Raw genomic sequence first — 14261 nt, forward strand, 5'->3', positions numbered from 1 at the left:
AGAAGGGTTTTACGTATTTGAAACGAGTGAAACTTAACGCCAAACACCCCATTCACCTGTGGTTCCCGGCTCTTCGCCAGTTGTCCACCACTGCGCAGTCCATTCACGACCATTGTGCGTCACGACATCACCTTGGTTGTACACTGCATCTTTGCTCCAAAGGTTGGTCGGCTCAACTGGTGGCGTGGTATCACCTTTAATCAATGACAACGCGTAGCTAAAGTTAGCATTCGGAGCCAACACTTGGTTTGCGTAGATGTTGTTGGTATCGAACATGTAGTGCTTCATTGCTTCGTGCCAAATCCCCACGTACCAATCGCCCGTTTGCTGCGAGTTAAATTGGTCGGCTAACTCCGCTGCCCACGTTGTCGTGTTGTTTGCACTGATTGCTAGTGACAGATCAACGATCTCAGTGCCCGTTGCATTAAACGTGCGGAAGCGTACCGTGTCTCCAGCTTCTACCGGACCAAAGCCTTGTGGGACAAAGTAGCCCAGAGCGGTCAGGTTGTTTGCTGGATCTGTTGGGTCAACCGGATCGGTAGGAGGCGTTGTACCATTGCCGTTTAAGGTAATGTCACTACAGTTGTAGAAACCCTCACCTGCCACATCAATACGCTGCCAACGAGTATAAAGAATCGCATCACCTGAACGATCAGCTGGGAAGGTTACCTGCATACGGTAGCGCTTTTCTGCATCCACATACACATCGCCAGCAGTATCAATCAGCTCTAAATCGTCCCAAGTCAGTGGCTGAGTATCGTCATAAGTGGGTTTAGACAGATAAAACTCCCAGTAAGACGGGTTATGTGGCGCTTTGCCAAAGAACACCAATTCGATTTGGTTATTCGCATCTGGTATGACGTTAGTGCGCTGCCAATTTGGCGATGGGATATTCAAACCTTTTTTAGCTGCATCGCCCGCTGAACAAAGTTCGCCATCACGCACAATGGCCTTCACATGTGCCATGTCACGGTAGTTCGGTACGTTTGCAGCAATCTCACTACGTTGCACGAAAGGGTAAGCACCCGATTCGTCATAGGCTGCCTGACACGCCTGGTTTGGAATTTCATTAGTCCAAAAACCGCCGTCTAAATAACAGGTGTTTTGGCGAGCGCTAGGAAACTCGACCCAGCCGTGAGCACTGACATTAAAAGAGCTTAAAGCCGCAAGTGCGCCCAAGCTTGCAAGAGGAAGGGTTACGTATGATTTCATCATTCATCCTTAAATTTTCTGACCCGCTGCTCGCGAACCGGGCAGCGACGTAGAAAAACTAGCAGGATGCGATTATTTAGAAGGTGAGAATAAATGCTGGAATTGTCAGATTGCAGACTGCTTTCCAGCATTTTATGTGGACTATGCTCATACTCGACTGACTCTTTCGAGTCACTTCAAATTGATGTGCTACAAAATCGAGGGAGAAGGATTAACGCTCGTCCTTTGGCGTGTCCATCACCACCATGGTTGTAATGGCTTTAACGTGTTCACATTCCCCAAGAACATCGGCATGAAACGCTTTGTACGCCGCAAGATCTTGAGTTTCGACTCTTAATAAGTATTCATTTGAACCCGTAATATTGTGGCACTCGACAACTTGGTCGACAAATCGAACGTGCTCTTCAAAGCCTAGTTGTGCGTGTTTGGAATGCGATGCCAAGCCTATCGACACATAAGCGACAAAACCGACGCCCATTTGCTGATTATCCAGCACCGCTCGATAACCTTTGATCACGCCTTTACGCTCCAAATCTTGCACTCGACGCAAGGTCGCGGATGGCGATAATCCAACTCGTTCAGACAGCTCCACATTGGAGATTCTTCCGTCTGATTTCAGCGCTTGCAATATTCTTTCGTCAAATCTATCCATGATGCTCTTTTGTTGTTTAGCGAGTGAGTATTTGTCAAATAAAAGCACAAAATTGATGGCGCTTCTACCTATCATTGTTCTCGACCGGTCAGAAAACGTAATCCCTTGCCTGGTGATTCGCAGGCAAAACAGAAATGCAGGAACACATTATGGAATACCATCAACTTGGTGCGTTGGCACTGTTTGCGTTTGTCTCGACCTTCACTCCGGGACCGAACAACATCATGCTTATGACGTCTGGTGCTAACGTCGGCTTTAAGCGCACTATCCCACACATGTTAGGCATCACGCTGGGTTTCGCTGCGATGCTGATTTTGGTTGGCATTGGTCTTATGGGCTTGTTTCATGCGTATCCGATCACGCATAGCGTCCTTAAGATAATGAGCCTGACTTACTTGTTGTACCTCACGTACAAAATAGCAACCAGCAGCAAGACAGAAGTCAAAGATGATTACCGACCAATGAGCTTTTTGGGAGCAGTGGCGTTTCAATGGGTGAATCCTAAAGGCTGGTCCATGGCACTCACTGCCATCACCGTATACAGCAGCGGCGGATCTTGGCTAGAACTGGCTTTTATCGCCGGCATCTTCTGCTTAGCAAACCTGCCTTCTGTGACTTTTTGGACGGCGGCAGGCATGCAACTTCAACGTTGGTTGACCACGTCTAAACGCGTAAAAGGCTTCAACTATGGCATGGCGGCGCTTCTGCTTTTGTCGACTATCCCAATGATATAAATGACAAAACAATGAAAGATAAGTGTGACTTATGCCAAGTTTTAGCTAGTCCTTTGTTCGGTAAGTACAAATAATCGCCACTTCCACGGATGGATTGGGTCATAGTAGCAACAGCAGTGACTAAAACATGAAAACTTAATAAGCATCCGCCTGATCTAATTTAGCGATTAGGCGCACTTCGTCACTGCTTTGTCGCGGCGCTGTATTTTGCCGCGACAATCGATTCACTCTGACCGACAAGCACGATGCTGACAGGTCTGTCACACAAGGAGCGTTACACAATGCGTACTCGCAAGCTCATTCTTGCTACCGCTTTTGGCTTACTCGTTTCGGGTTGTAGCCAAACCTCGACCACCACGACCGCAGAGGTCATTCCGCCAGAATATCCGGTGGAATATTTCTTCCGTAATTCAGAAGTATCGAGCTACCAAATCTCCCCAGCTGGCGATTACATTTCGATGATGAAACCGTGGCAAGATCGTAAAAACGTCTTTGTTCATCCCGTGGGCAAAGCCGATCAAGTCAAGCGCATCACATCCATTGCCGATCGCGACATCGCTTATTACTACTGGGTTGGCGATGACACCATCATCTACTCTCGCGATACAGGTGGTGATGAAAACTTCTACCTCGTTACGGTAAACGTAAAAACGGGCGAAGAGAAAACCATCACACCAACGTCCGGTGTCGTGGCTTATGTTATCGACACCTTAGAAAGCCAGCCTGACGACATTCTTATCACGACTAACGAACGTAACCGCCAAGTATTTGATGTTTATCGTCATAACTTGAAAACCGGTGAAAACACGCTGGTTGCGCAAAACCCAGGCAACGTGCGTTACTGGGGTACGGACCACGATGGTAACATTCGCGTGATTTCGACGTCAGACGGCGTAAACACCGCAGTCCTCTATCGTGACACTGTGGATGAAGAGTTCCGCCCATTGAAGAATCTCACCTTCAAAGAAGACTTCTCGCCAATCTCGTTCACACCAGACAACAAGAACTTGTACGTTGCTTCTCGTATTACCCGCGATAAATCCGCGATCATTGAATACGATGTGGAAGCAAACAAAGAAGTGCGCGAGATCTTCTCTCATCCAGAAGTGGACGTTACGAATGCGAGCTACTCAAACGCACTTAACAAGCTCACGACGATCTCTTATGTAACGGACAAGCGTCAGTACCATTTCCTTGATAAAGGTTATGAAGAGACTTTTGAGCGTCTGCAAGAAAAGCTTCCGGGCGTTGAAATCTCGGTGAACAACACGACTCGCGACGAGAGAAAAATGATTGTCGTGACCTACAGCGACACCGACCGTCCAAATTACTACTACTACGATCGCGATTCAGACCAACTTGAAAAGTTAGCTGCAAACGCACCTTGGCATAAACCAGAAGACATGGCGGAGATGAAGCCAATCACTTATACCGCTCGTGATGGCTTAACCATTCATGGTTATCTGACGCTGCCAAAAGGTCGTGAAGCCAAAGACTTACCACTATTGGTCTTGCCACACGGCGGTCCTTGGGCGCGTGACCATTGGGGCTTCCAACCAGAAGTTCAGCTGTTTGCCAACCGTGGTATCGCGGTACTGCAAATGAACTTCCGTGGCTCAACGGGTTATGGCCGTGAGTTTTGGGAGAAGTCGTTCAAGCAATGGGGTCAGTCGATGCAAGACGACATCACGGACGGCGTAAAATGGGCGATTGACCAAGGTTACGCACAAGATGGCGAAGTGTGTATCTACGGCGCATCTTATGGTGGTTACGCGACATTGGCTGGTGTGACGTTTACGCCAGACCTGTACAAATGTGGCATCGACTACGTTGGCGTGTCTAACCTGTTCACCTTCATGGATTCTATCCCACCATACTGGGCACCTTTCCTAGCCATGCTGCATGAGCAAGTGGGCAATCCGGAAGATCCAGAAGATGCGAAGATGATGAAGGCCTATTCACCAGTGTTCCACGTAGACCAAATCAAAGCACCACTGTTGGTTCTGCAAGGCGCGAAAGACCCACGAGTGGTGAAGAGTGAATCTGACCAAATCGTTAATGCGCTGCGCGACCGCGGCGTTGAAGTGGAGTACATCGTTAAGGAGAACGAAGGTCACGGCTTCCGTTCACTAGAAAACCGTCTCGATGGTTACCAAGCGATGGATCGATTCCTGAAGACGCATTTGTTAGAACAAACGCAGTAAACAAACTCCATTCTTCTATTAAGGGCACTTCGGTGCCCTTTTTTATTGTCCCATCACTATCTTATAAAGCGGGATGACGAAGTGTTCATTTGAGCGAGGCATACCGAAATTAAATCGCCGATTCTCAGATCAGAGTGTAAATTTAGATAAAGACACTATCTGCTTTATTGAGATGCTGCTAATCTTAGATGAGAAAGAGAATAGTTATCAAATGTAGTGAAATGTGAATTAAAATGAAAAAGAAACCACAACCAAAAAGCCTCGTTGTCATCAACACACAAGCCGTCACACCAAACATGCAGCGCATTACCCTGCAAGGTGACGCGCTAGGCAACTTCCCACAAGATTGCGAAGGCAGCTACATCAAGCTGTTATTCAACGAAACCGGCGGCACCGATATTCAAGGCTTCTCAGAAGACAACCGCCCTGTCATGCGTACTTACACCATTCGTCGCTTCGACCCGCAAGCATGCACGATTGAAGTCGATTTCGTACGTCACATCACCAAAGACCTACAATGTGGCTTTGCCGCACGTTGGGCAATGTCAGCCAAAGAAGGCGACACCATTAACATCGCTGGCCCTGGCAGCATCTCGAACCTAAATACAGAAGCTGATTGGTTCTTTATGGCGGCGGACATGACTGCACTGCCAGCGCTGTCTGCAAAGATTCGCACTCTGTCAGAGGACGCAACAGGCTATGCGGTGATCAGTGTAATCTCTGAAGCGGATATCCAAGCTCTCGAAGCACCAGCAGGTATGGAAATCCATTGGATCACCGAGCAATCACTCGAAGATAAAGTTCGCTCGCTAGAATGGAAAGCAGGTGAAGCAGCAGTGTGGTGTGCTTGTGAGTTCGACTCGATGCGCGCGCTACGCCAATACTTCCGTAACGAAAAAGAAGTGGAACGTGAAAACCTTTACCTCAGCAGTTACTGGAAACAAGGCGTATCAGAAGATGGCCACAAGGTCATCAAGCGCGAAGATGCTGAGTTAAACGAGCAGTAAATGTAACTTTATATTACTTTTACTATAGATAACGCTGAGTTTTTTGGTCGAAAGCTCAGCGTTTATTTGTTTATATCTTATAAATATCAATAAATTACAACCAAACTCATTTCTTCTCTCTAAAAACTCCACTTCAATCACTATAACAAATCCATATAGAGTCTATCTTTTAACCTCGTTAAGCTGTCGATAATCTACCCACCATAACGACGAGGCAAGCATGAACACCGATAAAGTAAAAGCCTTTGTAAATGCCGCTGAGCTTGGCTCCTTTTCTGCCGCAGCACGAAAACAAGGTAAAGCGCAGTCTTGGATTAGCAATGCCGTCAGTGATTTAGAGATCGATTTATCGGTCGAGTTATTCTCACGCGATGGTTATAAACCAAAGCTCACCGCAGAAGGCGAAAATTTGCTCGGTTATGCCAAAAGTATGCTCACAGCAGAGAGTAAGTTTTTGCGCCACGCAGAGCACTTGGCTCAAGGTGTTGAGGATAAAGTCGTGGTCGCCATTGATGACTGGTTAGTGGATGACAAGATGCGACAAATCATCATTGGGTTTCAACAGCAGTTTCCTCAAGTGGAATTGGTGCTCCATAAGCGGCCAACTCAAGATGTGGTTGCCATGATAGAAGCTGATGAGGTCGATCTAGCATTAATTCTCGGACGACATTTTTTTGATAGCACGGTACATCTGCAAACGATCGATTATCTAAAAACTTGTTTTATTTGCGCTCCTAGCAACCCAATGCGAAATAAACTAGTTGTACCGAGCGATGTGGTCGGTACAACTCAAATTACGCGCAGTAGCGTATTCGATCGGGAGAACCGCTTCGTTGATCTCGATAATGTGAACAAAATTCGTATTGACGATCTGGAAACAACGATCGAACTCGTTAGGCGAGATGTCGGATGGTCTGTCATCCCATGCAAATACGCGACACAGTATCAAGACAAAATAGTGATCGTCGAAACAAGCCTTGGTGATAAAGGGCATCAATTGCGAGTGGACATGATCACGTCAGAAATTCGAGCCAACGGTATTGCAACTGATTGGCTGAAAAAAACATTAATTAATGAATATGCATAAAGGCAGTTTTAGAAAATAGGAGGCAATATACGAATATAGATCAATCGTAAATCTGAAGTTTACTTTTTATTCTGTTTATATCCAAACGTCAGTTGGCTTAAATAATATTAGGAAAGGCATTAACCTTAATGTCAGGAATCACTCTTCTCTTTAAATAAAAAATAATAAAGAGAATAATGGAATAGTAATTGAGTGTTCTTATTTTCATCAAAACGAAATTATAATGACTAGGTAAAAATATGAAGAAAACTCTCTTGCTTGCGAGTATATTGCCACTTTTGGCTGCTTGTAATTCCTCAGACACAAGCGGTGATAATGACATTGATACTGGAATAAAGCCGATTCAACCAATCGAACCCGCTCCTCCAGTTCACCCTATAGAACCGGGTGAACCTGTTCACCCGATTGAACCCGAAACGCCGGTTGAGCCTGAAAACCCAATAGAGCCGATTAATTATAAAGAGGTTGCGGAGTTCTTTAAAACCGATGAAACTTTCGTTTACGACCTCTGCGAAACAGACTACATCCCCCACTTACCAACTAGCTACCAGTACGAACTGAGTTGTATCTGGGACCGAAAAATTGGTCAGTTTGATATCTATTATCAAGAAAGAAAAAATACGATTGGCCCAAATAAGGAGTCTTATTTAGAATCGGTTGTTTCTATTAATAAAGATTCAATAAAAAACGACCAGTTCTTGACAAAGTTCAATCTATATCACCCTTATAGTGCAAACTTAAAATACATTTCTTTTTATGCTCTTTCTTATTGGAGAGATGATCTAGGAGACGATCATAAGCAAAGTATTAATTTTGATTTTGAATTCATTGAAAACATGGCATACATAAAGATCTTTAACACAGAAAATGATAGGGCTATTTCTCGTACCATATTCCAAAATGCGAATGAAAAATCATTTGCTCTAGAAGCCGAATTCAATGTGGAATCAGGAAACTCTGGATACTATAGAAGAATTCACAATAAACAAATGCTCTCTCTCCTACACAAAGCGTTTGGTCGAGTTTCCTTGGAGAGTTAATCTACGAATCCTGCAAGTCCCCGCCTTTGCGAATCAATAACCCCTGATAAGCAAAGTGCTGGGGACACCTTTCTTAGCTCATGTTTTCAGCCAAGAAATCAATCAGTAAACGTACTTTTGGCGACAGGTTTCGGTTTTGTGGATATAGAGCCCAAATACCTTCACGATCGTCTCGGTAATCGGTTAATACTTCCACCAGCTCGCCATTATCTAACGCCTCTTGCACGTAGTAGTCCGGCAGCTGTACCAAACCTAAACCACGTTTTGCCGCATCGACCAACGCAAAGCCACTGTTGCATTTGATTCGGCCAGAAACACGTAAAGACTTCTCACGCTTTTGCTCTTTAAAGTGCCAATAATCAGCGGTACCGACCAAACACTGGTGATGGCTCAGCTCAGACAAGGTATGCGGTTCGCCAGAGCGATCTAAGTACGCAGGGCTAGCACACACGTAAAGCTGTCGAGATGACAAGCGCTTGGCAATCAAACTGGAGTCTTGCAAACGTCCGAGACGAATCGCCACATCGACGCCTTGCTCAATCAAATCTAACTTTTGGTTAGTCAGATTCAAATCCAGATTTACCTGCGGGTATTTCTCAATAAACTGGTGCAACAACGGCGCTAAGTTCATCTCACCGTAAGTCACAGGAGCGGTCACTTTGAGCAAGCCTTTCGGTTCTGCTTGCATTTGCGTTACCGCCAATTCTGCCAACTCCAAGCCTTCAACAAGGTGTTTACACTGCTGGTAATAGAGTTGCCCTGCCTCGGTTAGAGAGACTTTTCGTGTGGTACGGTGCAGCAACTTAACCGCTAAACGCTCTTCCAACGCTGACACGCGGCGGCTGATTTGCGCCACCGATGTTTTCAACTTGTTGGCTGCGCCCGTGAAGCTGTTGGTTTCTGCGACAGCGACAAACTCGCTCACGCCTTCCCAATTCGCCATGAATGTGGTTCCTGTGGAATTCTATGTATTGCGTATTCTCACACAAAGTTTCATGTGGAGAAAACCTGTTTAAAAAGGATAGCCGACTAAATGGACCGTCTGTTGTGGCCAAATGATGTTCAGCGAACACACCATAGTGTCGCTCGTGCTAACCCATTTATTGGGCTGAACTTTCATGTGTAAGTTGTTGATCGGTTGATAGCCGCTGGACTGGTAGACATGGGTACGGCCAAACAATACCGAGAACGCATCGCCTCGCTCCAAAGCATCCTGATGTACCGCCTTGAGCAGTAACTTCACCAACCCTTGTCCTCGTGAATCGGGCTGTACACATACTTCGGCAATACCACTTATTGGGAAAGATTGGTCATCAATCATCACTTGTTTTTCATGGACCGCAACATGGGCCGCAAGGGTGTCTCCGTCCCAAATGAGGTAACGGTGGCGAGGCATTTCATTGAAGTATCGTTGAGTTTGGAAGATTTTGTCTTGCTCCTTGGTGAAGCAAGTGGAGAGCAAACTTCTTAGCTTTGCGTCGAGTTCTTGTGTGACTTCATCATCAAGTATGTATTCAAAGCGCATGATTTACCTCATTTATTTCTCATGGTTAAAGGTAAACCTTTGAAAAGCCACTTACTGAGAGACAGCGCAAATAAAAAAGCGCAGACTGATCTGCGCTTTCCATATTTTAGATAAGGGTGCTATTCGCTTTTGAGAATATCGCGCTTAACTTCACCTTTAAGATCAATCAGCGTTTGCTGCTCAGTATCAATCAAGAAGTGATCGCTCGCTTGTCCAGTCGCGAACTTCTCAAGAATCACAAACAGGCTACCAAAGCGTGAGCGGAACACTTCGCCAACCGAGTATTCACCTAAGTCACCAAGCTCAGAATCGACCGTTCCGGCGAACTCAGATAACTCTCGACTTAACAGCTCATATTGCAGCAATTGCGCTTCTTCAATGTCACGGAACGCCAGTTCATCGGCATTGCGCAGACGGTAAAAATCCGTTGCTAGCTCTTCACCATTCCATGCGGCAAAGTCCGTCAATGTAAAACCGCCTTCTTGAGCAATGGCTTCTGCTTGTTGCGACGCGGCTTGCCAGTCTTTCTGGAACTGTTCGTAATCAACAACAGCGTTCTCGTTACAGTTGACGATGTCATAGCCGAGCTCTTTCGCTAGCTGGCACACGGTAAATTCCGTCGAAAGCTGAGACATTATCAGCATGTCGTCGCCATCCATGTGCATGATCATTTCACGCATTTCTAACGGCCAATCACTCGGTAGGAAGCGCAAGCGCGTCAACTCTCGAATGTGCCAATCTGTCAGGGCGTAGTAGCTATCGGCTTCAAGAATCTCTTTGTTCCAGATGCTCGCCTTTGCAGTTTCATCATCACCTGCTTGTTCAGTCAGGTGTTCATGCTCGCGTGCATAGTGTTCAAACAATTCGTTGTAGCCAGCCACTTTATCGATCACGACCGTTTCTACTTCAACTTGGTGATCAGGACGAATGTTCAGGAGCTTGTAAGCCGGAATGTACCCCGCCAGAGAAGGCGCCTGAATGTTGAACAGCGTGTGTTGCACACCGTCAATCACATAGCTCTTCTTGCCGGTATCATTGAAGTGCATGTGGCCACCAACGTGAATGCTCAAACCCGTCGCAGCCAATGCTTTGCTGGTGTCGTCGTTTGGTTCGCGAGAAAGTTGATGACTGCCTTCACCAAACAGGTCTTCGATGTCTTCTGAGGCACCGTTGTAGAAATCGGTCATTGGAAAATGGCTGAATGACACCAAGGTTTTATTCTGCTCTTTCGCCGCTTTCACCACATCGCTGATCCACTCGATAACGTGCTGCTTGTGGGTCAACATCATGTTGTAGCCTGCGCTGCTAGAGCCATCAAAATCCTCACCATTGACCGAACCATCTGGCAAGGTGTCTTTTGGTTTGTATACGTTAGCATCGATGGCCAACAACCATAAGCCTTTCACTGGCTCTACCAAGTAGCTGGTATCTGGCACCACCGCACAGTTGGTGTAGCCGTCTTGTTTGTACTCACCGCCCGTCCCTTGGTGGCAAATCTCGAACATACGCTTGTCGTAAGTCGCTTCTTCTGAAGCAAGTTCATACGAGTAGTTGTTGCGGGCTTCGTCGCTGCTGTAAGGTGTTTCGAAGTACAGGTACTCTTCTTGTGGGTAGAAACCGTGCGTGCCAAGGATATCCATGATCTCCTTGTAGCCCCACTCTTTCACTTCTTCCGTACAGATGGTGTCTAGGTTGCCATCTTCACCCGGAATCGTGCCCCATTCCCCTTCATAATCAACACACTCATCTTTACCACGGCTGAAAATGCGTTGTTTCTTGCCGTCTTCACCAAGGTAATCCGATTTGCCAGCGGCGACGGTAAATGGCTTGCCCGGATCGTGGTTACCCGGCGCTGCGAAAAACTCAAGTCCATATGTTTCACGATAGTGGTCGAAGATTTTGACCAAACCACGCATGTGCACAGGCTGGCCGTCATCACTGAAATCGCCCGGTAGCGCAACATACTTAATGCCGCGCTCTACCACGTCATCCAAAGCCGCGATCATTGCGAAGTAGTTTTCATTGAACAGACGAGTCGATTCCATCTGCGATTGCATGGTACGAATCGTCGCGTACTTACCGCTTGAGTTGGTATACAAACCTTGGAAAGAGCCGTCTTGGAAATCACCATACACATCGTGGAAGTGGATATCTGGCATAAAGGCCACTTGGACTGGCGCTTCAAGTTCTGGGGTGTCACTGCTAGAAGAGTCTGAATTACAGCCAACTAGCGTAGCGGCAATCAGACCAGAGAGTACGGTCAATGTACTGCGTTTCATTTTTCTCATCCCGATAAAAGAGCAATAATTTTGAAATCGGGCGAGGAGCTTAGGTAGAAAAAATGACAATTAGGTTGCGACTTTCTTACAACTTATCGTAAGCCGTTCTGTTCTGTGACCTTCGTTCACACTCTTTTTAATCAATAACTTAAACCAATAAGCAGCTTGGAGTAGACCAATTTAAACCCATTGATGCTCACTATATTTTTCGCCAAGCATCAATGGTTAAGTCATTCAGAATGGTTATAGCTGAGGCAGTGGTTTCAGGTCTTGATACTCGGCATTCAGCTCAATACCAAAGTGCTCTTTCAGTGCTGATAGGTAGCTTTGCCCTTCTGCCAGTTCTTGCTCAATCACTTCATTATTCAAGCGGTGCTTTAACGTGTGGTTCGCCAACGTGATGATTCCCAACTCGGTCGCTAGCGTGGCAACACGACTGGACGTAAAGCGGGAATGAGGTGATGTTGACGCATAATGGTTTCCACACACAATGTCGCCATCAAACACATGTTCAAAGTCCAAGCTGTACATATCAATCCACTGGTTTGCATCATCATAAGACTGAATTTGTAGCATGTAGCCAACACGCTCATCCTCAACAAAGCGGAATGTTTGCAGATCGGTATGAATAGGTTGATTAGTCACAAAAGGCAGCGGTGCGCGTGGTGTATTTGAGCCAAAGCCTGCATCGACAATCCACTTTTCATCCCCCAGCGTCACCAAAGTGAACTGATGGGTTCTGCCTGAAGGAGTGCCAGATAAGTGTACGCGGCCTAACAGTGGTCTTGCTTCAAAGCCGACCTGTTTGAGCACTCTTAGCAGCAGACCGTTCAATTCAAAACAGTAACCGCCGCGCTCGTGGTAAACCAGCTTGTCGATGATGTCTTGTTCAGACGTCGAAATGCCTTTACCCAATGCGATATCAAAGTTCTCAAACGGCAAACGGCGATGCTGCGCATTATGCAGTACAAAAAGGGTATCCACGCTGACGTCCAATTGCTGCGTTACGCCAATCTTGTTTAAGTAAGCCTGTAAATCTGTGTTGTTCATTCTGATCCTAAATCGATGTTTCTTCGCAATGGCCGACACAATAAAACCTCAACCAAGCTTGAGGTCAAACCCCAAAACGAATTTTCTCGTCCTTACTTTGTTTTTCTTCAACTTACCCTGTTTCGCTCGCATAAGTCATTGCGCCTTTTGGTTGATTATTACGTATGCGTAAAAATCATTTTCAATTTAACCGGATTATCATTTTTCGTGAAACACCTAAAATGGGCACCAACAAAACGACGCAGCGCAGTGAGCAAACCTCAACTACGCTTATGACGTCACTCCATATACTGAGAATATAAAGGAAACATCCAATGTCGCTTGAAATCAAACCTGGTCAAACTCACATTAAATCAAAAGCAATGGTTGCATGGGCTGCTGGCGAGCCACTTAAAATGGAAGAAGTTGATGTACAACTTCCAAAAGCGGGCGAAGTGCTAGTACGCATCGTAGCAACTGGTGTTTGTCACACTGACGCATTCACACTATCAGGTGACGATCCAGAAGGTATCTTCCCTTCAATCCTTGGTCACGAAGGTGGCGGTATCGTTGAAATGGTTGGCGAAGGCGTAACAAGCGTTGAAGTTGGCGACCACGTTATCCCACTTTACACAGCTGAATGTGGTGAATGTAAGTTCTGTAAATCTGGCAAAACTAACCTATGTCAGGCAGTTCGTGAAACTCAAGGTAAAGGTCTAATGCCAGATGGCACAAGCCGTTTCTCTATCAACGGTGAGACTATTTTCCACTACATGGGTTGTTCTACTTTCTCTGAGTACACGGTTCTTCCAGAAATCTCACTAGCGAAAGTAAACAAAGAAGCACCACTTGAAGAAGTTTGTCTTCTAGGCTGTGGCGTAACCACTGGTATGGGTGCGGTACTAAACACAGCTAAAGTTGAAAAAGGCGACACAGTTGCTGTATTCGGTCTAGGCGGTATCGGTCTTTCTGCAATCATCGGTGCTCGTATGGCTGGTGCAAGCCGCATCATCGGTGTAGACATCAACGAAAGCAAATTCGACCTAGCGAAACAACTTGGTGCTACTGACGTAATCAACCCAATGAAATTCGACAAGCCAATTCAAGAAGTGATTGTTGAAATGACTGACGGTGGTGTTGACTACTCATTCGAGTGTATCGGTAACGTAAACGTGATGCGTCAAGCACTTGAGTGTTGTCACAAAGGTTGGGGTGAGTCAGTAATCATTGGTGTTGCTGGTGCAGGTCAAGAGATCTCAACTCGTCCATTCCAACTAGTAACTGGTCGCGTATGGCGTGGTTCTGCTTTCGGTGGTGTTAAAGGCCGCTCTGAGCTTCCAGAAATCGTGAACCGTTACATGGCTGGTGAGTTCGGTCTACAAGAATTCATCACGCACACTATGGGTCTGCAAGACGTGAACGAAGCGTTCGAATTGATGCACAAAGGTGAATCTATCCGTACTGTTCTTCACATGGATAAATAATCCAAGAT

Annotated in this window: 12 protein-coding genes; 6 read left to right on the forward strand and 6 right to left on the reverse strand. The window is 46.1% G+C overall.

From position 1 onward, the window contains the following. Nucleotides 1–33: 33 nt before the first annotated feature. Both KIT90_RS10190 and KIT90_RS10195 read right to left on the reverse strand, forming a co-directional pair. Entirely contained in the window at nucleotides 34–1212 is a 1179-nt protein-coding gene (locus KIT90_RS10190) for a lytic polysaccharide monooxygenase (RefSeq protein ID WP_285376932.1), read from the reverse strand. Between the two features lie 211 nt (nucleotides 1213–1423). Next, nucleotides 1424–1864, reverse strand: a complete 441-nt coding sequence (locus tag KIT90_RS10195) for an Lrp/AsnC family transcriptional regulator (RefSeq protein ID WP_027726611.1) — start codon at nucleotides 1862–1864, stop codon at nucleotides 1424–1426. Between the two features lie 149 nt (nucleotides 1865–2013). On the opposite strand from KIT90_RS10195, the gene KIT90_RS10200 reads away from it, so the two are divergent. The 5 genes from KIT90_RS10200 to KIT90_RS10220 all read left to right on the forward strand — a co-directional run bounded on the left by KIT90_RS10200 (nucleotide 2014) and on the right by KIT90_RS10220 (nucleotide 7936). After that, on the forward strand, nucleotides 2014–2598 hold the full coding sequence (locus KIT90_RS10200) for a LysE family translocator (RefSeq protein WP_020195105.1): 585 nt from the start codon (nucleotides 2014–2016) through the stop codon (nucleotides 2596–2598). 281 nt (nucleotides 2599–2879) lie between these two features. After that, the gene (locus KIT90_RS10205; RefSeq protein ID WP_285376547.1) at nucleotides 2880–4802 is read left to right on the forward strand and encodes a S9 family peptidase; all 1923 of its coding nucleotides are present in this window, start codon (nucleotides 2880–2882) and stop codon (nucleotides 4800–4802) included. A gap of 233 nt (nucleotides 4803–5035) precedes the next feature. Continuing rightward, nucleotides 5036–5809: a siderophore-interacting protein gene (locus KIT90_RS10210; RefSeq protein ID WP_285376548.1), complete on the forward strand. Its 774-nt coding sequence runs from the start codon at nucleotides 5036–5038 to the stop codon at nucleotides 5807–5809. Between the two features lie 220 nt (nucleotides 5810–6029). Further along, nucleotides 6030–6896 carry a LysR family transcriptional regulator gene (locus KIT90_RS10215; protein WP_285376550.1) on the forward strand — a complete coding sequence of 289 codons (867 nt, stop codon included), beginning with the start codon at nucleotides 6030–6032 and terminating at the stop codon, nucleotides 6894–6896. A 239-nt stretch (nucleotides 6897–7135) separates the two neighbouring features. Continuing rightward, nucleotides 7136–7936, forward strand: a complete 801-nt coding sequence (locus KIT90_RS10220) for a hypothetical protein (RefSeq protein ID WP_285376551.1) — start codon at nucleotides 7136–7138, stop codon at nucleotides 7934–7936. A gap of 73 nt (nucleotides 7937–8009) precedes the next feature. Here the strand turns inward: KIT90_RS10220 and KIT90_RS10225 are convergent, their stop codons facing one another. The 4 genes from KIT90_RS10225 to KIT90_RS10240 all read right to left on the reverse strand — a co-directional run bounded on the left by KIT90_RS10225 (nucleotide 8010) and on the right by KIT90_RS10240 (nucleotide 12790). Next, complete coding sequence (locus KIT90_RS10225) at nucleotides 8010–8879, reverse strand: LysR family transcriptional regulator (protein ID WP_005434817.1); 870 nt, start codon at nucleotides 8877–8879, stop codon at nucleotides 8010–8012. Nucleotides 8880–8948: 69 nt separating this feature from the next. Beyond that, entirely contained in the window at nucleotides 8949–9461 is a 513-nt protein-coding gene (locus KIT90_RS10230; RefSeq protein ID WP_041059488.1) for a GNAT family N-acetyltransferase, read from the reverse strand. Between the two features lie 119 nt (nucleotides 9462–9580). Beyond that, a complete protein-coding gene (locus KIT90_RS10235) occupies nucleotides 9581–11740 on the reverse strand; it encodes a metallophosphoesterase (protein ID WP_285376552.1) in 2160 nt (719 codons plus the stop codon). A 243-nt stretch (nucleotides 11741–11983) separates the two neighbouring features. Next, the gene (locus tag KIT90_RS10240; RefSeq protein ID WP_285376554.1) at nucleotides 11984–12790 is read right to left on the reverse strand and encodes an arylamine N-acetyltransferase; all 807 of its coding nucleotides are present in this window, start codon (nucleotides 12788–12790) and stop codon (nucleotides 11984–11986) included. 314 nt (nucleotides 12791–13104) lie between these two features. Here KIT90_RS10240 and KIT90_RS10245 point away from each other — a divergent pair, with 314 nt between their 5' ends. Further along, nucleotides 13105–14253, forward strand: coding sequence for an S-(hydroxymethyl)glutathione dehydrogenase/class III alcohol dehydrogenase (locus tag KIT90_RS10245; RefSeq protein ID WP_061009114.1), 1149 nt, complete (start codon nucleotides 13105–13107; stop codon nucleotides 14251–14253). The last annotated feature ends 8 nt before the right edge of the window (nucleotides 14254–14261 follow it).

The organism is Vibrio sp. B172a, assembly GCF_030248355.1.
GTDB classification, from domain to species: Bacteria; Pseudomonadota; Gammaproteobacteria; order Enterobacterales; family Vibrionaceae; genus Vibrio; species Vibrio owensii.